At 45.2% G+C, this 20,195-nt stretch carries 17 protein-coding genes and 1 pseudogene; 11 read left to right on the forward strand and 7 right to left on the reverse strand.

The window, feature by feature from the left end:
* The first annotated feature begins 84 nt into the window (after positions 1-84).
* Both DLM76_RS03735 and DLM76_RS03740 read left to right on the forward strand, forming a co-directional pair.
* Positions 85-885: a tetratricopeptide repeat protein gene (locus tag DLM76_RS03735; RefSeq protein WP_118964555.1), complete on the forward strand. Its 801-nt coding sequence runs from the start codon at positions 85-87 to the stop codon at positions 883-885.
* 9 nt (positions 886-894) lie between these two features.
* Positions 895-1,509, forward strand: a complete 615-nt coding sequence (locus DLM76_RS03740) for a DUF2062 domain-containing protein (protein WP_118954891.1) — start codon at positions 895-897, stop codon at positions 1,507-1,509.
* Here the strand turns inward: DLM76_RS03740 and DLM76_RS03745 are convergent.
* Together DLM76_RS03745 and DLM76_RS03750 are read right to left on the reverse strand one after the other, a co-directional pair.
* Positions 1,506-2,561 (reverse strand): 2-dehydropantoate 2-reductase, encoded by a 1,056-nt coding sequence (locus DLM76_RS03745; protein ID WP_118964382.1) that lies wholly within the window; start codon positions 2,559-2,561, stop codon positions 1,506-1,508. The two genes, DLM76_RS03740 and DLM76_RS03745, sit on opposite strands and share 4 nt — an antisense overlap.
* Before the next feature lie 242 nt (positions 2,562-2,803).
* Entirely contained in the window at positions 2,804-3,727 is a 924-nt protein-coding gene (locus DLM76_RS03750; protein ID WP_118964383.1) for a lipase family alpha/beta hydrolase, read from the reverse strand.
* 455 nt (positions 3,728-4,182) lie between these two features.
* On the opposite strand from DLM76_RS03750, the gene DLM76_RS03755 reads away from it, so the two are divergent.
* Genes DLM76_RS03755 through DLM76_RS03765 form a run of 3 tightly spaced genes read left to right on the forward strand, consistent with a single transcriptional unit; the run spans position 4,183 to position 7,946 of the window.
* Positions 4,183-5,553, forward strand: coding sequence for an MBL fold metallo-hydrolase RNA specificity domain-containing protein (locus DLM76_RS03755; protein ID WP_118964556.1), 1,371 nt, complete (start codon positions 4,183-4,185; stop codon positions 5,551-5,553).
* Between the two features lie 6 nt (positions 5,554-5,559).
* Complete coding sequence (locus DLM76_RS03760) at positions 5,560-7,062, forward strand: thymidine phosphorylase family protein (RefSeq protein ID WP_118964384.1); 1,503 nt, start codon at positions 5,560-5,562, stop codon at positions 7,060-7,062.
* Positions 7,063-7,070: 8 nt separating this feature from the next.
* The gene (locus tag DLM76_RS03765) at positions 7,071-7,946 is read left to right on the forward strand and encodes a ribose-phosphate pyrophosphokinase (protein WP_118964557.1); all 876 of its coding nucleotides are present in this window, start codon (positions 7,071-7,073) and stop codon (positions 7,944-7,946) included.
* On the opposite strand, the gene DLM76_RS03770 is transcribed toward DLM76_RS03765, so the two are convergent.
* Positions 7,943-10,507, reverse strand: coding sequence for a SpoIIE family protein phosphatase (locus tag DLM76_RS03770; RefSeq protein WP_429946400.1), 2,565 nt, complete (start codon positions 10,505-10,507; stop codon positions 7,943-7,945). The genes DLM76_RS03765 and DLM76_RS03770 overlap by 4 nt on opposite strands.
* 258 nt (positions 10,508-10,765) lie before the next feature.
* Positions 10,766-12,151: an OmpA family protein gene (locus tag DLM76_RS03775; protein ID WP_118964386.1), complete on the reverse strand. Its 1,386-nt coding sequence runs from the start codon at positions 12,149-12,151 to the stop codon at positions 10,766-10,768.
* Between the two features lie 117 nt (positions 12,152-12,268).
* On the opposite strand from DLM76_RS03775, the gene cutA reads away from it, so the two are divergent.
* From cutA to DLM76_RS03790, 3 genes are read left to right on the forward strand one after another with little or no spacing between them, the layout of a single operon-like run.
* Positions 12,269-12,589, forward strand: coding sequence for a divalent-cation tolerance protein CutA (gene cutA / locus DLM76_RS03780; RefSeq protein ID WP_118954885.1), 321 nt, complete (start codon positions 12,269-12,271; stop codon positions 12,587-12,589).
* 22 nt (positions 12,590-12,611) lie between these two features.
* The gene (locus DLM76_RS03785) at positions 12,612-13,445 is read left to right on the forward strand and encodes a patatin-like phospholipase family protein (RefSeq protein WP_118954884.1); all 834 of its coding nucleotides are present in this window, start codon (positions 12,612-12,614) and stop codon (positions 13,443-13,445) included.
* A 36-nt stretch (positions 13,446-13,481) separates the two neighbouring features.
* Positions 13,482-14,252, forward strand: coding sequence for a GNAT family N-acetyltransferase (locus tag DLM76_RS03790; protein WP_118964387.1), 771 nt, complete (start codon positions 13,482-13,484; stop codon positions 14,250-14,252).
* Positions 14,253-14,286: 34 nt separating this feature from the next.
* Here DLM76_RS03790 and DLM76_RS03795 read toward each other — a convergent pair whose 3' ends face one another.
* A complete protein-coding gene (locus DLM76_RS03795) occupies positions 14,287-15,555 on the reverse strand; it encodes an amidohydrolase family protein (RefSeq protein ID WP_118964388.1) in 1,269 nt (422 codons plus the stop codon).
* A gap of 13 nt (positions 15,556-15,568) precedes the next feature.
* The gene (locus tag DLM76_RS03800) at positions 15,569-16,198 is read right to left on the reverse strand and encodes an LIC_10572 family protein (protein ID WP_118964389.1); all 630 of its coding nucleotides are present in this window, start codon (positions 16,196-16,198) and stop codon (positions 15,569-15,571) included.
* 151 nt (positions 16,199-16,349) lie between these two features.
* On the opposite strand from DLM76_RS03800, the gene DLM76_RS03805 reads away from it, so the two are divergent.
* Genes DLM76_RS03805 through DLM76_RS03815 form a run of 3 tightly spaced genes read left to right on the forward strand, consistent with a single transcriptional unit; the run spans position 16,350 to position 18,358 of the window.
* Positions 16,350-17,639, forward strand: coding sequence for a homoserine dehydrogenase (locus tag DLM76_RS03805; protein WP_118954880.1), 1,290 nt, complete (start codon positions 16,350-16,352; stop codon positions 17,637-17,639).
* 12 nt (positions 17,640-17,651) lie between these two features.
* Positions 17,652-17,975: a hypothetical protein gene (locus tag DLM76_RS03810; RefSeq protein WP_118954879.1), complete on the forward strand. Its 324-nt coding sequence runs from the start codon at positions 17,652-17,654 to the stop codon at positions 17,973-17,975.
* An 11-nt stretch (positions 17,976-17,986) separates the two neighbouring features.
* The gene (locus DLM76_RS03815; protein WP_100760641.1) at positions 17,987-18,358 is read left to right on the forward strand and encodes an STAS domain-containing protein; all 372 of its coding nucleotides are present in this window, start codon (positions 17,987-17,989) and stop codon (positions 18,356-18,358) included.
* On the opposite strand, the pseudogene hflX reads toward DLM76_RS03815, so the two are convergent.
* Positions 18,322-20,189 (reverse strand): annotated as a pseudogene (hflX, locus tag DLM76_RS03820) (GTPase HflX). The gene DLM76_RS03815 and the pseudogene hflX overlap by 37 nt on opposite strands.
* Positions 20,190-20,195 lie beyond the last annotated feature (6 nt).

Below are 20,195 nucleotides of genomic sequence, written 5' to 3' on the forward strand. Positions count from 1 at the left end.
TAGAATCTTTCTGTGCGAGGAAAAATGAAAACCGACGGATCTTTACAAAACTTCGAACGATGTCCGAAAGGAAAGCGGAATTTAATGCGAAACGGAAATCGATTCGACCGCCTATTCAACCTTTTGCTGCGAACGACCTTCATTACGATTTCATTCTATTTTCTCGCCGTAAACTGCAATAAAAAGGAATCCATTTCGGTTTTGGAAATCCGGGATCTTACGGAAAAAGAAAACCTCGTAGAAGCGCTTCACAAAGCGGAAGAGAATCTGAAACTCAAAGGAGACACGGCGGAACTTTTATACGTGCGCGGTTGGATTCGGTATCTTCAAAAAAATCAAACCGCGGCGATGAACGACTTCAAAAAATGTCTCGCGCTCGATTCCAAATCCCTGGATTGCAAACGCGGACTCGGACTCGTATATGAATCCAATAAGGATTACAAAGAAGCCGAATCCACGTATCAGGAAGCGCTGATTCTCGCAAAAGAAAAAAGCCCCGATTCGGAAGCGTTACTCCACGAAAACTTAGGAACCTTATATCTTCGGCAGAATCTAAGAAAGGAAAGTTTAAGCGAATTCCAAAACGCGATTTCCCTTTCGGATAAAGGGGACGCGTATTACGGCTTCAGTCTTTGTCTGATTATGGAAGGAAACAGCGAAGGCGCGATCGCTTCTTTGGAAAAGGGGATTTCCAAACCGTTCCGTGCGAAACCCTTCCAATCCGAATCGCACTTTTTGTTGTCGAAATTTTATTTTGAAAAAAGAAAAGACCCCGTCAAAGCGGAAGCCGAAATCAAAAAAGCGATTTCGATTTTTCCTCTTCACAAAGAATATCTGGACGCATTGCAGACTTATACAAAGGAAAGAATCAAATCCGGTCTTTGATTTTCAAACATGATAAAAGCCGTTTATAGACTCGTTCATCAACAGATCATCGTTCCGTTTCAACAATCGCACGCTCCCGTAAAGGAAGTTTGTTTGGGAACTTCGATCGGACTTTTTTGGTCCCTCACTCCTCTGATCGGAATCCAGATGTATCTCGGGTTGATCACTTGGGTCCTTCTCCGTTTAATCGGAATCCGATTTTATATGCCGATCGCGATCGCGATGATCTGGATCACCAATCCTGTCACCCTTCCTTTCTTCTATTATATCTTTTACGTCACGGGAATCGCCGCCTACAATCTGTTAGGCTGGGATATGCCCGCCATGAACTTCGCGAGAATTTTGGAAGTCATCGACCATTCCAGTTCTCTCGAACTCTACGAAGGTTTGAAATATTGGAGCGCGTTTTTGATAAACGACATGGGGGCGCCCATGTTTCTCGGCGGATTTCTGATCGGAATTCCTTCCGCGATCGCGGGTTATCCTCTTACGAAATCGCTGCTCAACGGGTTTCGGGAAAAACAGGCGGAAAAGGAAGGAATCACCTTGGAGCAATGGGAAGAGAAACACGTCCGCAAAGAATCGGATAAGAACCGCTCTTTTTGGAATATTCTTAAAAACTAATTTAGATCTATCTTTAACTTTCTGGCGAGATCTTCCGCGCTCTGATTCAGGATTTCGGGATTCGATTCTGCTTCCTTGATGAGTTTTACGATTCCCCGGTTCAACGGCGCGGGATGTCCCATCACATCGGCGAGTTTGATGACTTCTCCGTTGAGGGAATCGATTTCGGTCGGACGTTTTTGAACCAAGTCCTCCCACATCGACGAGCGCGCCTGCGGATCGATCTTCACCATTCCCGATGCGATTCTAAAAAATAAAAAATCCGGAAGATTCAAAATGATCGGCGCCAAACTCGGAATCATTTTCCCCGAACGAACCGGTCGGATCTCCGCGAGCCTCATGATTTCGAGAGATTCTTTCATCAGCTTGGAAAGAATCTTGCGATACCCCGGTTTTGAAATTTCCGTTTTTAAAGTCAGACCGGAAAGTGCGTTTAAGGAATTGTTCAGATTAAAAATCAATTTTCCCCAGAGAATTCCCGCGATATTTTTATGCGTGTTGGTCGGAAGTCCGGCCCGATTGAAAATCCGCGCGAGAGAACGCGATGTTTTTGAATCTTCGATCACGAGATTCCCGCTCGTTCCCCGGTGAAAATGTCCGTTCCCTTTGGAAACTACGTTGAAAGGAACCATTCCCGCCAAAACTTCGACAGGCAGATCGCGTAATCCTTCCCGCAAAACCTCCGCGTTGCGAACTCCATTTTGAAAGCTGATTACGACGGGCAACGAACCGGAAACGGAATGATTCTTCTGCCGTTTTTCTAAAATCCCGCGGAGTTCCAGGGCCAGATCCTTCGTATCTTTGGACTTTACCGTAACCAAAAATACGTCTGCGGTAAGAACATCGGAAAGAGAAGTGGTAAACGGAATAGAAGCGGGGCTTAGCAATACTTCGTGATTCGCAAAATCGGTGATTTTCGCTCCGAAGGTTTTGAGTTCATTTCGGATTCTTTCTCTACCGTACAAGATAACCTGATTGCCGGCGGCTAACAATCGACAACCAAGGTAGGTTCCGATGCTTCCAGAACCCAAAACTGCGAAGGAAAGTTCCATAAGGATAGGCATCAAATCCGAATTTGCTATTTAATTCTACAACTATACGCAGTTAGTTGGGAAAAAAAGAACCCGTCCGCAAGGGGCCAAGCTGACGCACGAAAGCGCGGCGCCGAGCTCCTGCTCGTTTTTTTAAATCGGATCAATTCGAAATTTTAAAAATGCAGTAAAAAAAAAGGACTCCGCGCCCAAACGCGGAATCCTATCTTGCACGGTTACTGGAATTTAGGAAACGATACTTTTTATTGATTTGCCTTCGCGTTGGAAGCCATAGAGAGGAAATATCCTTCTACGTCATACCAAGTTTGTCCGGAAAGCAGGGTGTTGGAAGCCTGAAGGTGATCCACACCGGTCGTAAAAATACCGTAAGAAGGACCGCCTTTCCAAGTTCCCCATCTCTGAGAAGTTGCAGGAACGAGTCCATCATTGTCTCCGCCTTGTCCGTTGAAAACTCCGCCCGCCCAGCAAGCAGGATAAAGAATTCCCATCAAAGGATGTTGAATCAGATCCGGAATGGTGATCGTAGAACCATAAGAGAAATATTTCACCGCAGAACTGTTCGGAGTGTAGCTGTTGAAGGAAGCCATTCCGCTGGTAGTCAAGGATTTCAGGGCCTTAACCGCGTCTTGTTGTCCTCCGCCGTAAACCAGTTGAACCACTACCCCTAAAACGGAAGAAACGAAAGGCTGAGCCCAGCTTGGGATTACAGCGTTTACGATATCCGCGATCGGAGATCCTCTATGAGGAGAGTTCAAAGAAGTCAGGGTCGAAACTTTTCCGGACATTCCTAAGTTGGAAACCATATAACGGCTATCCAATCCGCCTTGCGAGTGCCCGATGATATGAACTTTAGTAAAACCGTTAGCCGCCATGTAGACGTTTATTTTATCTCTAAGTTCCGCGCCTCTCGTCTCGTTGGACTGAGCCGCCGTTTTTGTGGGAGCGTAAACGTTTGCACCTTGATTTCTCAAGTAGGTGTCCATACCACCCCAGTAGTTTACGATGCTGATTACTCCGCTGGAATCGGTTCCCCATCCGAATAAACCATGGGAAAGTACGATCGGGTAAGAACCGGATAAAGGTTTCGAAGAAGACCCTCCGCCCGAAGCCATTAAAGAACCAGTCAATAGGAAACTCATTACTATCAATAAGCTTAATTTGCGCATTTCAAATACCTCAACTCTCTTCACTATTCTTCTATTTTATTTTTTTTCGAAATTCGCTTTGGTCTTCTTCGCTTGTAGTGTTTGATACACCGAGGTAAGAATTTAAACAAAGAGAATTCTCTGTCAAGAGGATTCGTAGAAAAAGTTCATCTTTTTAATAACACATGTTATTTCATTATTTTAGGAATATTCCGGTCGTTTTATAAAATTCAATCAATTCCCGCCCCTTTGAAAACAACTGCAAAACGGAGAATCTGAGCACTCTATCCATAACAAACGATATGCAACGAAGAATTGCGCCTGAACTATAGAATGACACATAACGGAAGCATTTGACGCATCTTCAAAAATTGCTCATTTTTCTCCGTAAGTCCTATGCCGAGAGTGATATATATCAACTTGCACCCGGCTAATTTATGATTTCATTTTTTGCCGAATCGAATGCGATTTTCAGAATGAACTCTTCCATTCAAATTCATTTCTTGGGAGCCGCAGGAACCGTGACCGGTTCCAAATATTTGATCGATACGGGAAAAACAAAGATACTGATCGATTGCGGTTTGTTTCAAGGGCTTAAGGAGCTTCGCTTATTGAATTGGGCGCAGCTTCCCGTTCGCGCATCCGAAATCGATTTCGTATTCTTAACGCACGGTCACTTGGATCATGTCGGTTATATTCCGAGACTCGTCAAACAAGGATTCCGCGGTAAAATTTTCGGAAGCGCACCTACTTTGGAAATTACGGAAATCATTCTCAAAGACTCCGGCAAAATACAGGAAGAAGAAGCCGATCGTGCGAATCGAGGCGGATATTCCAAACACAAACCCGCTCTTCCTTTATACGATCTTAAGGAAGCGATCGATTCTCTTTCGTATCTACATCCGATCGAATTGGATCATTGGAAGGATCTCGCGGCCGGAATTCGTGTGCGCTTGAAATACAACGGTCATATACTCGGTGCGACCTTTATCGAACTGGATATCTCCGGCAAGTTGTTCGTTTTTTCCGGAGATATCGGCAGGCCCAAGGACGTTCTCTTGTATCCGCCCGATCGTCCCGAACAAGCGGATTATATTTTTACCGAAAGCACGTACGGGGATAGAATCCATCCTCCCGATCCGGAAACGAAACTTTTGGAAATATTAAACGAAACGCTGAAGAACGATGGAACCGTGATTCTTCCCAGCTTTGCGGTCGAAAGAACGCAGAGTCTCATGTATCTTCTCTGGAAATTAAAATCCATGGGAAGAATTCCGAACGTTCCTATGATTCTCGATAGTCCTATGGGAAGAAACGTCTTTGAAGTCTTTCAAACTCATACGAAATGGCATAAACTTTCTTCGATGGAATGTTCCCGGATTTGGGAAAATTTTCAAAAAACAGAATCGATCAAAGAAACGTATAAACTCGCGGAAGACCGAGCTCCTAAGATCGTGATCGCTGGCAGCGGTATGGCAACCGGCGGTAGAGTTCTCACGTATCTTCAATATTATTTGGGAGATCCGAATTCGACGATTCTTCTATGCGGTTTTCAAGCGTTGGGAACCAGAGGAAGACAACTGCAGGACGGAAATCCGGAAATCAAAATCTATGGAAAATTCTACGATGTGAAAGCGAAAGTCCGCTCCGTGGAAGGTTTATCTTCTCACGCTGATCAAAGAGAGATTCTGGAATGGCTTGGAAATTTAAAGCGAAAACCCGAAAAGGTTTTTATCGTTCACGGTGAAAAGGGAGCTTCCGATACGCTTCGCGTCAAACTCAAAGACAGCCTTCAATTCGAATGCGAGGTTCCAAATTTGTTCGATATAGTCGAAATCAAACTCTGAGAGATCATGTCCGATAAGAAAGAAAAACTCACTCTTAAAAACTTAGGAATCGATACCAATCAGGAATACGTCGTTTTCCTTCGAAGGGATTGTCCCGCGTGTAAATCGGAAGGGTTTATCGCTCTCAATCGGGTTCAGGTAACCGTAGGCGATCGTAAGATCATCGCTTCGCTGAACATCATCGATAACAAGATTCTCCCGATCGGGCAAGTCGGTCTTTCGGAAAGCGCGTGGAAAGCGGTTCACGCGAAAGAGGGAGATACGGTTCTTCTTTCGCATCTGAAACCCGTTTTGTCCTTACACGACGTCCGATCCAAAATCTACGAAAATCGTCTGAACGAAGATTCCTTTGAAAGAATCATCCAGGACATCAAAGACGAAAAATATTCCAATATCGAAATAGCATCCTTTATTACGGCGTGTTCAGGCGATCATCTCAATTTGGACGAGATCAAGGCGCTCACCAAGGCGATGATTCGAACCGGTTCCGTTTTGAAATGGGAAAAATATCCCGTTGTCGACAAACACTGCGTAGGCGGACTTCCGGGAAACAGGACTACTCCGATCGTCGTTTCGATTGTGGCCGCAGCCGGTTTAACGGTTCCGAAAACTTCTTCACGCGCGATTACTTCTCCGGCGGGAACTGCGGATACGATGGAAGCGGTTACGAACGTGAATCTGAATCTTAACCAAATGAAATCCGTCGTCGAAAAAGAAGGCGGCTGTATCGTTTGGGGAGGTTCGATCGGTTTAAGCCCCGTCGACGATATTCTCATCCGAGTCGAACGCGCTTTGGAAGTGGATAGCGTCGGACAAATGATCGCTTCGGTGTTATCGAAAAAAGCTGCAGCCGGTTCCTCGCATGTAGTGATCGATATTCCCATCGGTAAGACCGCAAAGGTTCGCACGGAAGAAGATGCAGAAAAGCTAAATTACTATTTTACGGTCGTAGGGAGGTTCGTCGGTCTGAAAGTCAAGGTATTGATATCGGACGGTTCGCAGCCGATCGGAAGAGGAATCGGTCCGTCTCTCGAAATTAAGGATTGTATCAGCGTTTTAAAGAACGAGGCGGATTCTCCCTTGGATCTGAAACAAAGGGCGTTGACGATTGCCGGCGCGATGCTCGAATTCTCGGCGCCGCACCGATACAAAAACGGAGTTCAAGCCGCTCTTGAAATTTTAGAATCGGGAAAAGCGTGGGAGAAATTCGAAAATATATGCAAAGCTCAAGGCGATTTTAAGAAACCTTCTTCCTCCAAGTTTCAATTGGACGTAATCGCCCAATCGTCGGGGATCGTTTCCGAAATCGACAATCGAAAGATCGCAAAGGTAGCTCGGCTTGCCGGAGCGCCTAACAGCTCTTCTGCGGGCGTCTACTTCCTTTCTCCATTGGGAAGAAAGATCGAAAAAGGCGACGTGCTTTATACGGTTCATTCCGATTCCGAAGGAGAATTGGAATACGCTTTCGATTACCTGAATACTCAAAATGGAATCATTACGATTCTATAATGGATCTCATGAAACGTCTCTTATTTTCATTTCCCGAAAACGAAACTCTGACAAAGAAACTTTCCGATCGATCCGGCCTGAAGATCGGCAAAGCCGAGTTCGGAAGGTTTCCGGACGGAGAATCCAAATTTCGAATCGACGAAGAATTAACTGAGACGGAAATCTACGTCGTCTGCTCCTTGGATCGCCCCGATACGAAGATCGTCCCGCTTCTCTTTTTCTGTGAAACCGCAAGGTCGCTCGGTGCGGAAAAGATTCATCTCATCGCGCCTTATCTATGTTATATGAGACAAGACAAAGTCTTTCATCCCGGAGAAGGAATCAGCTCCAGATATTTTGCGTCCTTGATTTCCCGTTACGTGGATTCGGTTTTGACGATCGATCCTCATTTACATCGAATTCACGACTTAGAAGACATCTTCAGCGTTAAAGCGACGACCTTACATGCGACACGACTCTTTGCGGATTACATCCGCAAGAACGTCAAAAATCCGATCTTGATCGGACCGGACAATGAGAGTAGTCAGTGGGTCGGCGAAGTCGCGAAAGAATCCGATTCTCCGTTTACGATCTTGGAAAAAAACCGCAAAGGAGATCGCGACGTGGAAGTCAGCGTTCCGCAGATTGAAACGTATCGAAATCATACCCCGGTTTTGATAGACGACATCGTTTCCACGGGAAAAACCCTGCTCAAAACGATCGCACATCTGAAAAATGCCGGAATGCAAGCGCCCATTTGTCTTTGCGTTCACGGAATTTTTGCGGACAATTCTTATCAAGAATTGATCGAAAGCGGAGCGAACCCAATCATTACTACGAATACGATCGATCACGTAAGCAATCGAATCGATATCAGCGTGCTGATTGCGGAGAATTTGTTTTAACCGTTTCGATGATCGGGAATCGGATGTTCGAGCTGAATGCGGATTTTTTTTGCGTGAGAATTAATCGGATCGAGTTGATCCACTTTTTCCAAAAGTTTTACCGCGATCTCCTTTTTATGGATGAACAGATACGATTCGGCGAGATGAGCCACGTTGTTTAGGAATTCCGGTTCGCGAAGCAATACGCGCTCCCCTAACTCCACCGCTTGACGAAAACGTTTCATCCTTTTGTAGATCAAAGACGCGGTAAACATCGCTTCCACATCCTCCGGAAAATCGGAGATCAATTCCTCGAATAAATTCAGCGCCTCTTCGTATTTTCCGATTTTATAATATACTTTCGCGAGTTCCTTTTTAAACACGGGAGACATCGTCTCTTCTTCCAATTTGTTTTTCAGGTTTTCGAGATGATACAGAGCGTGTTCCCAATTCTCCGCTTGCAGATACTTTAGATACGTTTCGTCCGGAAAAACGAAGGATTGAATTTTAGGCGCGGTTTCCAATCGAAGCGGCTCTTTGAGATAGGTCAGTTTTACGATGCTCAGGTCGTCCGTAAGTTCTCCGTAATTCCGAAGCCCTTGTACGAGTAAACCGAGATCTCCTCTGGCCTCATCCACTCTTTTTAAGAATTGCGATTCGTCCTCGTTGATCAATCGCGTTCCGTCGGGATCGACGCCCAAAAGAAGGTCGTCTCTCCCGTCCGAACCGATAAAAATCGTATCTCCCTTTTCCAAAAAGAAAGTTTTCACTTTCATCTTGCTTTCCAAGCCGGTGATTCCTATCTTTCGAAGTTCCAATTTGTCCTCGATAAAGGAGGAGACCCCGTCCCGATATAAAACCGTCCAAGGGTGTTCCGCATTCAAAAAATAGAATATTCCGGATTCTAAATCCACGAGGCCCAGGACTACGGAAATCAACATCGATCCGTCGAACGATTCGAAGATGTTCTGAAGTTCCAAAAAACATTCCTTCAACCAGAGTTCGGGCGGTTTGGATCGGTACGAAGAAGCGTTCTTTGTCCTGGAAACGAACGATCGGAAAACCACGCCTAACACGAGCGCGCCTCCCGCGCCTTGAATCGACTTGCCCATCGCGTCCCCGTTTACGAAAACCAGATATTTCCGATCCTTCAAAACGATCTCGTCGGCGATGATAATGTCCCCTCCGATTTCCTTTTTCCACTGCTTGAACTCGAAATGTTTTTTCTGACGGCTGAACCCTTCCACGGAAATCGATTCGTTCTGAATCTTATAACGGTTCAAAGGATCCAATAATAAAGAGGTCAAAAAGTAATCCCCGTCCTGCTGAATCTTCAACTCCTGAATTTGGTTCAGAGTATCTTCCAATTGTCCCGTTCTTTCCCGGACTTTCCGATCCAAGTCCAGATTCAATTCTTCCACTTCGTTATGAACTCTGAGAAACCGGTTCGCAAGAATGAACACGATCCCTAATTCGAAGGTGAAAAATCCGTATTTTAGAAGTCCATAATTTTCTAAATAAGGAAGGAGCTGCATGGACCCCACAAGATCGGTGATCGCGGATACCAGAAGAATGATGAATCCGGCGAACAACCGAACGCTGTCCTGGTTCCTTCGGATCAAAGAGCGGATCATAACGTAAAGCGCGTACGACGCAAAAAGAAAGATCGAATACTGCCAAGTCTGAAGCAAAAGAACGGAAATCGCGCGATTGCAAAACGGAATCAAGGACGTAAGCGCAAAGGCAAAGAATTGATAGAATCTCGATACGGAACTGATCTTCGATTCGAAGAACGTATCCAAAAACAAAAGAAAAAAAGTCGGAATATTGAATACGACCATATACTCCAATTTCATTTGGAGAACCGGATCAAGATTGAGTTCGTAAACCGCGTTGCTTCTTAGATAAATGTAGATCGCGAGCAACATCGAAAAAAGCCCGAAGAAGAGATTGTATTTCTCTTGGGGCCGCTTGAAATAAAATAGGAAATGATAGAATCCCACGAACAGATATAAAAACGCGAGCATCAAAGTCGATCGTTCGGACAAGATCGACGCGTTGCGAGACTGTAAATCGATCACCGGAGGAACGGAATCGAAACTCGCATAAGCGTCCAGTTCTTCGCCAGGATCGGAAGATAAGATCAACCGGATTTCGTTGGTTCCGATACGAACCTTGTTTTCAGGAATCGGAAAAATCACGTGTCTTTTAAATCCGTTTTTGACGATTCTTCCCCCAAGAACCAATCCCCCTTCTCCCATCTTTTCTCCGTTGAAATAAATTTCATACGCGTTCGTGAGAACCGGAAAATGAACGGAAAGTCCGTCGATGGAAAGCGCGTTCAGATCCTGCGCGGAAATATCGAACCTCTTGAGTAAGGTTACTGTACGCGTAAAATCCTCGGGAAACGAAAACGAGCGGATGATATCTTTCGGAATCGGAAGAGACTTCAATTCTTTCCAGGAAGGATTCTCGATCGGGGCGGTGAGATTTTTTCCTTCCGTAATTTTCCAATCCTTCGTCAATTGGATCGGAAACGAAAAGATAGGCGCGCTTATCAGAAAAAAAACGCATAAGAGAATGCGATTATAAAAACGTTTGGTTCTGTTTTGAAAATCGAAATCCACCGTTATTTGCCGCCAAGCCCCTTTGATAGAAGAAGTCCTTCGTTTGGCAACCAATATTAAACGTAAATAAAAATAATTTATTGATTCTCATTCAGCCGGAAGGAAGGCCTCGCAAGAATATATCACCTTTTTTATGTTAGGCGAAAGTTCCTTATATCAGAATTAAACCGAATTCTAAAAAATCTTGTTCGATCGAACGTCCGAGTTTTACAATTACTCCATCACGATCGTGATATCGACTCGACGATTTTTCTGTCTGCCTTGAATCGTGGAATTATCCGCGATCGGTTTCGACTTTCCGTATCCCTCATAGGACATTCTTTTTTCCTCAAGCCCCTGTTTGTCCCTGAGTTCTTTCAAAACGGAAAGCGCTCGTTCTCTGGAAAGTTTCCGGTTGTATTCTTCCCCGCCCGAATTGTCCGTATGGCCGCTGATCCGTATTTCACGGTCACCGTATTTTTTGAGGACGGAAGCGATTCTTTCGAGTTCCTTCTTCGCTTCCTCCTTCAACTCGGAACTGTTGTAATCGAATAGAACGGAATTCAACGAGATGGCAATGCCCTCTTCCGTTCTGCGGATCTCAACCGGCGGTCCGGAAGGTTTTTCGTTTTCCGGTCTCGCACGATTCTCCTCTTCCTCGGGCCATTGCAGCGTATCGCGCGGAGGTTTTTTACCGTTTTTTTGGCGATCGCCGTCCGATTCGATTCCGGTTGGAAGTTCGTTTTTCAGAATCTTACGGATCTCTTCGGCGAACTTGTCCTTATCGTTATCCGTTAATTTTACGTTTTTATTATATACTCCGTGAATATCGAAGGACATTTCCTGAGCCATTCCGTTCGCATAAACGAACGTATAAGCGAGCTGAACCCGTTTGTATTGGGGAAGTCCTTGTTCGCGGTCGAAATAAACCATTCCCCTCGCAAACCCGTAAATTTTAAACGGAACTCCCTCTTGATTCGCTTGAGAATCGTAGAATAACGTATAATTGTATTCGATCCGATCGCCTTTGCCGGAAAGTTTTTGAAACTCCCACTGGTCGATTCCGTGATACTTATATTTTGCAAGAACGGTGATCATCACTCTGCCGCCCGGAAATTGAAAACTTTCGGTTGCTGGCTGTGTCCATTCTTCTCCGATCGAAACTGGTTTTTCGGAAAAGCTCGGAAGCGAACGAAGATTGGGCATGCTGTATTCTTGAGGTACGCGGTATTGACCGAGTTCGGTGATTTGAAATCTGCTCTTGAAGGTTTTGTCTTTTCGAAACGCAGGATCGACTTCCGGAAAACGAGTGTATGTATCGAAAAATCCTTCGAGCATACAAGCCTTGTTCTCGCACGAAAGAGTTTGTAAAAGAATTCGATTCTTATCCTCTCGTTTGATTTTTCTTCCCTGACTTACCAATTGAACGCGATGATATTCGTTCAACTCGACGTTCTCGCCGGGAACCAACTTCCATCGAAAGAGAATCTTTTCCGGTTCTTCGGCGACAAGAGACAAGGAATCAAAAAACAATATTAGAACGGCGATACGAAGCGTAGTCGAAAGGAAACCTCCGGAGAAGTTTTTGGATTTCGAATGTCTGTGCGGAAGTTTCCCCATAGTTTTAATTTCGTAAGATTTTAGGAAAACATAAGGAAAGTGTAAAAAACTTTCCGAAAAATCCTTGATCCGGACGAAAATTAAAATCGGAGTCCCGATTCGTTTCGGGAGAATTCTATGGAAGCGAGACTCGTTTACGTAACCGCAAAGAACGAAAAAGAAGCCCTTAAAATCGGAAAAACCTTGGTCGAAGAACGATTGGCCGCTTGTGCGAACATTCTTCCCAAGATGAAATCGGTTTATCACTGGGAAAAGAAACTCGTCGTCGATAACGAGGCGGTTCTAATTCTAAAAACCAAAAGCGAATTGATGACCGAACTCACTCTTCGAATCAAATCATTACACAGTTATTCAGTTCCGTGCGTAGTGAGCCTTCCGCTTTTGGAAGGAAACCGCGATTACTTTACTTGGTTGTTCGGCGAAGTGATTTCGGAATAATAGATTCAAAAAAGGTTATATCGTGCAAATCCACGTTAAACAAAAATATACGGCCCTTACTTTTAACTCCGCTTTTTTCGGCTTTTACGCACACGCCGGTTTCGCCAAAGGACTTTCCGAAATCGGATTTCATCCCGTTAAAATCACGGGCTGCAGTTCAGGCGCCCTCATCGGTTCCCTCGTTGCGGCCGGAGTTCCCGTCGAAACCATGACCGATCTGATTCTAAACTTAAAGAAAAAGGATTTCTGGGAAGGCAATCTGATCACGAATATCGTAAAGCCGATCCGCAAAGGACTCAAAAATTATTCTGGAATTCTTTCCGGCAAGAAAATCAAAGAATTACTAAAACCGCATTTAGGTCATAAGAAGATCGAAGATCTACCCGTTCCGATGGGAGTTTCCGTTTCTAACCTCACCAAACAAATCCGCGAACTCAAAACGAAAGGAGATCTGATCGATCAGATTCTCGCTTCGATGACGTTTCCGTTCCTATTCGAAATTCAAAAATTGGGAGAAGAGGAATTCATCGATGGAGGTGTCGCCGATCAGGAACCGATCAAGGAATTGATTTTGGATAAGTCGATTAAGAAGATCGTCGTTCACAGCGTTCGAACAAAAAAAGGCCATTCCGAACGGGCGATGCTGCGCGCGTTTCATTCTTCCGTTCAGATCATCGAAAACGAAACGAGAGAGCTGAAGGAGCTTCTCGCAAAACATTATAAAAAACAAATATTGCGCGTGGAAACCGTTACGCCTTATATCGATGCCGACCGCCTCAAACACGGAAGAGAAGCGCTGGAAGAAGGCAGAAAAAGCGCGCATCATTGGAAAAAGAAGATCCTCGCATCCGCATAAACGCGCAATCCGTAAAAGATCCGATCGCCTAACAAGATGAATCCGAAAGTCGTCGAAATCACCGAAAACTACGTCCATCTTCACCGCGCTCTTTCGGATTTGATGGGCGCACCGATCTTGAACTACAAAAGTTTCGATTTCTATTCGAACCCGGATTCACACTGGTTTACGAGAATCATCCTCAAGGGAAAGTTTTCCGATTCCGAATTGACCGAGGAGATCGGCGAGCTTAGAAGCAAAGGTTACGATCCGGATATTTTAGATTTTTTGAATACACGAAATCACGAATCCGCGATCAAAAAACTGGGTTATGGTTCCTGCAACGAACAAGTGGGAATGTTTCTTAAGGGAAATCCGATTTCGCCGAATCAAAATCAAACGTCGCGGACCGCAAACGTTCTGAAAAACGAAGTCTTGGATGTGCGATCGATTTCCAACGCGGACGAACTCAAAACTTGGCTGAGGATCGTAAATTCATCCTTCGAATCCGACGATCGGGAAAATCTTTATTTAAAACTGCTCGGGCGAGAAGGCTTTCGACTCTACGGAGGTTTCGTAAACGAAACGATGGCTACGACCGGAATGAGCTATTTCGACGGAGAATCCTTCGGTTTGTATTCGATTACAACGGACAAAGCGCATCGCGGTTTCGGTTTTGCGTCCGTTCTTGTGGATCAAATCTTACGCGAAATCCGAAAGGAATTTTCCGGATTTATCATTCTTCACGCGACCAAAATCGGACAAGGAATTTACGAACGATTCGGGTTTCAAGGTTCGACGATCCTGCGTCATTGGGGCAGAACTTAAACCCATTAGAAAACCGTAAAGTATTAAGACGCGTTTATTTGATCCGATTGCCTAAAAAGAAAACCGCTTCGATCGAACCCGGAAACGTAAAATTCTCAAAAGGCGACCAACCCGATTTACTTTTGATTTCCTCTTTCAAAAACGTCTTCGGTTGTTTCAAATTCAACACGGTGAAGTTCGCCGAATAACCGGGCTCGATTCTCCCGAAACCTTTTCCGTATTTGGGAGGAAGATATTCATTCACAAAGTCTCCGGGATTTTTAGAACAGATCTTCGCGATCGTCTTTCGATCCACACCCGCGTCCAAGATCAACCATGTTACAAAAAGTGAATATGTATCGAGTTGAGAAATTCCGCTCGTTCCTTTTTGTTTTTCTTCGATGCTGTGCGGAGCGTGATCGGTCGCGAGATAATCGATCCAGCCTTCTTTGACGCCTTGCAGCATTCTTTCACGGTCTTCCTTTTCGCGAAGAGGAGGATTCATCTGAAACCAAAGCCGATTTTCGGGAGTCAACATGGACTTGTCGAAGAACAAATGCGTGGGAGTGACTTCGCAGGTGATCTTCACTCCTCTTTGTTTTGCGGCTTTGATTTTGTTCAAGCCGTCGCCCGTGGAATAATGACAGAGTTTTCCGCGAAGATTGTATTTTTCGATCAGATACAAAGCGAAGTCGGTCGCCATCGTTTCCGCTTCCGCCGGTCTTCTGTCTTCGTGGAATTTTTCGTCCTGATGTTTTTCGAGAATCTCCGGATCTTCGCAGTGAAAGCTGATATTCTGTCCCGCATAATTTCGGATCGTGTCTTCCAGAGTTTGATTGTTATGAAAGAACAATTCTCCGATGCTCGGTCCCATAAAAACTTTATATGGAACGGACTCGGAAAGGGGTTTCGTGTTCGGTCCGATCCCCGCATACAACGTGATGTGAATCGGAGAACGATCGGCTAACTTGCGTTTTTTTGAATATGAATCTTTATCCACCGGAGGAATCGGATTGTTCGGCATATCGGCGACGTGAACCACTCCCCCGTTGACCGCAGCCGCGCTCGCGGAAAGAAAATCCTCTTTATAAGTGTGTTTGCCGCTTTCGTCTTCTCTTGCGTGAATATGAATGTCGCCGAACCCCGGAAAGATCACGGTTTGGTTCGGATCAAACCAGACTTCTTCCTTCGTTTGTTCTTCGGTGACGTCGAATTCCAATCCTTCGCGAACGGACGAAATCCATCCCGTCGAAGGATCCCATTCCACCGTTCCGTCGAACTCGCGTTCGTGTGTTACGATTCTGCCAGAGATTTTACGGATCATGAAAGGCGCTGTTTCACTTAACGCAGATCACGTTGTATTTCATCGTTCCGAGGCTGCTCGTTTCCATCCCGTCCTTTAAGTTGACCGAAAAGTAATATCCGGTTTCACCGTCTTGACTGGAAGACCAAAACACTCCCGCGTTTTTCAGTTTCTGATCGGCGCGTTTGCTGAAGGTTTTGAGCTGATCTTTACCGGGAAGACGTTTCGCCTTTTCGTCGCAGATCTCTTTCGCTTCGGCCCAAGTCGCGGATCGATGGAACGTATCGTCCCAGCCGCGTTTGCCGTAAACAGGAGTTTTTGTGTGATAGTTTTCGCAGATGAAATAACTGAAAATTCCCAAGAGCAAAATACATCCCGTAAGGATGATGCGGATTACGAGTTTGCCTCCTTCGCGGGGAGGTCTGACTTTAGGCTCAGCGCTTTTTTCCATTGCAAGTTCTTGACTCTTGCGATGGAACTCTTGATTTCTTTGAAAATTCTTTCCGTGTTGTTGGCGTTGTTGGTGAGAATGTCTTCGATTTCCTTCTCTCTGTTCGTTGCCGCCGCGGTTGGATTCGGCGTTTTCCCGATTCCTCTCGTTTCCTCCCGAACCTTTTTGATTTGAATTATGTTTCTTTCGGGGAGGCCTTCTTTTGTTTGCCATTTGGACCTGTGTTGTTGAATTTAACGACTTATCTTTGATTCGTACCAGAGAAATCAAAAGTTGTAAATTAAAATTTCGATCCGTTAAGGAACAACGCTTTTCCTTTGAAAATGAAGTGAATCTTCCCCGCAAATTTCGAAGATGGTAAACCATGGAACGCATTCGCATTGGATTGATCGGAGCAGGAACCGTCGGATCGGGGGTTTTAGAAATTCTTAAACAGGAAAGCGCCTCGTATCGGGAGAAGTTCGGATTAGATTTGATCCTCTCTTCGATCTGCACTCGTTCACCGGAAAAAATCAAAAAGGAACTTCAAAATTTTCCGAATTGTAAATTAGAATCCGATTATCAAAAAATGATCACCGATCCGGAAATCGATGTGATTCTGGAACTCGTAGGCGGCACCGACATCGCATATTCCATCGTGAAAGAAGCGTTAAAGAACGGTAAAACGGTGATCACCGCAAACAAGGCACTTCTCTCTCAAAGAGGGGATGAGTTGTTCTCTTTGGCTTACGAACAAGGTTTGGAAATCGGAATGGAAGCATCGGTCGCGGGAGCGATTCCGGTGATCCGTTCCATCAAATCCGGACTCGGAAGCGATTCCTTTCTTTCCTTATACGGCATATTAAACGGAACTACGAATTTCATTCTTTCCAAGATGGAATTGGAACATCTGGATTATTCGGAAGCGTTGCGTATCGCGCAAGACTTGGGCTTTGCGGAAAAAGACCCCACCTTCGACGTGGAAGGAATCGATACGGCCCACAAAATCAGCATCTTAGGAAGTTTGGCATTCTCCGAAAAAATTCCTTTACAGAGCGTACAAATCGAAGGTATAACAAAGATTAGCGGATTGGACATTCAATTTGCGAGTGAACTCGGTTACAGAATTAAACTTCTGGGACTGGTGCGGAAGTTGTCGAATAAGATCGAAGCCCGAGTTCAACCTGTGATGATTCCCGTAAAACATCCGTTCGCGAACATCATGAACGAGATGAATGCGGTTTATTATCAGACCGCTTACGCAGGACCGGGAATGTTCGTGGGGAAAGGAGCGGGTTCGTTGCCGACGGCTTCTTCCGTTGTTTCCGATATTCTGTATTACGGAGCGAGAAGAAACAAGGGAATCGCGCCGGAAAAGAATCTTTTTCCGCAAGCGACGATCTCGGAAGCCAACGGTTCCCTGGTTCGTTACTATCTCCGATTTACCACCGTGGATTTGCCCGGAGTTCTTTCCGAAATTTCCAAGGTACTGGGAGATCATGGAGTTTCGATTTCTTCCGTGAGACAAAACGAAGTTGAAAAAGAACCTGTTGAAGTTGTTGTTATTACGCATCCGGCAACGGAGGAGAATATCAAGAAATCGTTGAAGATCATCGACGGACTTTCCTTGATTCGACACTCTTCGGTTGCGATCCGATTGGAAGATAAACTCTGAGAATTCCGTCCTGTGGAATGGAAAGAATTCACTTTGTCTTTGCATTCGGAGGAGAATGGGGAGCATCTGGACTTATTCCTGGATCCGGGCCAAGAGGAGAATCTTCTGACCTTCGGGACTTCCGATGTAAATCTGGACGATTTTCTGAAAGGGCGCGTAGTGGAATTTGAAAAAAAACGTTCTCATAGAAGGAACTACCTGGAATATGAAGGTGCGATTCCGGGAAAAGGAAGGATTCAAGTTGTTTTAAAAGGTCGGTACGATGCCGATACTTTCCAAGAAGGCGAGAAAGTCCGACTGAAATACAAAGACGGGAAACTTTACCCGGAACGATAAAAGGAATTTTCATGGCGAGAGTAGAATTCGATTCATTGTATATTGAGACTACAAAAACGAGTCTCCCCAATAAGGAGGTCCAACTCGTCGTGTTCAACGGCAAGGTGACGAACTCCAATTCGTTCGAGATTTCCCGTAAAATTCATTTTATTTTCGAGGAAGAAGTTTACAACATCATCCTCGATCTTTCGGCGCTCGAATACATCAACAGCGTCGGCGTGGCTACGATTCTTACCTTGATCAAAACCGTGGATCAGCATTCCGGCAAGATCGTGATCGGGGGATTGAATCACTTTTTGGAAAACGTGATTCGTTTGATGGAACTGCCTAAGAAGGTGGAGATCTATCACTCCGTGGACGAAGCTAAAAAAGCCTTCGCGTAGATTCTTTCTTCCAAAAGATCCAATAAAGTCTTTAAACCCCATCCCCTATATGCGGATACGAGAACCGTATCCGAGTACAGATCGATTCCCAGATCCTCTTTTAAATCGGCGATCGCTTCCAAGCCCGGTCCGTGATTGATCGAAGGACGGGAGGATTTTTTGTATCCGTTCGAATCTTCGTTTGCCCCGGCCCAAGTCTTGAACTTTTCGAGGTTATCGATCTTGTTGAAAACCTGAATCATCGGTATATGAGAAAGTTCTAATTCTTCCAGAATCTTTTCCACGGCTTCCATCTGAAGTTTGTAATCCGGATTGGAAACGTCGACGACGTGAATCAAAAGATCGGAATCGCCCAATTCCTCCAAGGTCGCTTTGAACGCGTTGGAAAGTTCGGGAGGAAGATCGTGGATGAATCCCACCGTGTCGGAAATGATGATTTCTCTTTCTTCCGGAAAACGGATTCTTCTCGTAGTCGGATCGAGAGTCGCGAACAACTTGTTTTCGGAAAGGACTTCGCTGTTGGTCAACGCGTTTAACAAAGTGGATTTTCCCGCGTTCGTATATCCCACGATGCCAACGACCGGAAGTTCGTTTTTCTTTCTTTGTCTCCGATTGATCTCCCTTCTTTTTTTAAGGGATTTGAGTTCCACTTCGAGTCTTGTGATCCGTTCCTCGACTCTCCGTTTTCCGATCTCGAGTTTCGTTTCCCCCGGCCCTCGTCCTCCGATTCCCCCGGTCAAGCGCGACATGTTGTCGTCCAACTCCGTTAGACGTCCTTTGAGATATTTCAACTGAGCCAATTCGACCTGCAGTTTACCGTCTCGGCTCTTCGCGTTTCTCGCAAAGATATCGAGAATCAACTGAGTGCGATCGATGACCTTGATGTCTGCGATGTCCGAAATCTTCTTCGCTTGGGAAGGAGTAAGTTCCAGATCGAACACGAGAAGTTCCACGTGTTTCTGAATCGCCTTCAGGATGATCTCTTCGAGTTTTCCCTTTCCGAGAACCGTGGAAGGATCGAGACGATTCTTTCTCTGCATAAACGTATCCACAACGTGAACCTCCGCGGTTCTACAGAGTTCCTTTAATTCTTCCATGGATAAGGACGGATGTCGGCCGGTCGTTCTTTCGGGATATACGCCGACCAAGAAGGCCCGGTTCTCTTTTTGCGCGTCCTTCAGATTTCTTCTCGAACGAGACAGCATGGACTCGATGTCCAGGATTTCTTCGATGATTCCTTCCTTGAGCTGACCCGGATATTGTTTGGGGAGAACGGTCCAAAGTTCGTCTTCCGATTCCGGATTTACGTGCGCCGAGTAATACCCGTTCGGATTTCCGGAAGAATCCATTACGATCGCGGTGATATAGTCCAAACGTAGCAAGGCCAAGTCGGTCAAATCTTCCTGGTTCAAAGATTCTCCCTTTAAATGCGTGTGAACGAGCCTTAGGCCGCGCAGCCTGGCTTCCGACGTACGAAGGCGGTCCAAAAACGGGATCTCGATGGAATTGTCGGATCCGACTAACACATGAGTAACGTAACCCGATCGATCGATTAGGATTCCGATTTGTTTGCTGATTTCTAAGGATAATTCGCAGAGAGTGCGTGAAATTTCTTGACTAACGATTACATCTTCCCGGATTCTTTTTTCGGAAATTTTTTTCAGTCTTTGGATTTGATTGGATTTGAGACCGTTGAGGTTGCCGCTGAGCTTGCTAATAAAGAATATTCTCCTTTTAGCTAAAACGTAGCAGGTTTGAAGGTTTCCGTCAAGCATTCATGTTCTCGGAAATCATGCTTGTCACGGAAAAAAGCGTGAAAAAGCTGAAAAATCGACCG

Origin of the sequence: Leptospira yasudae, from assembly GCF_003545925.1 — a bacterium.
Classification (GTDB): Bacteria; Spirochaetota; Leptospiria; order Leptospirales; family Leptospiraceae; genus Leptospira; species Leptospira yasudae.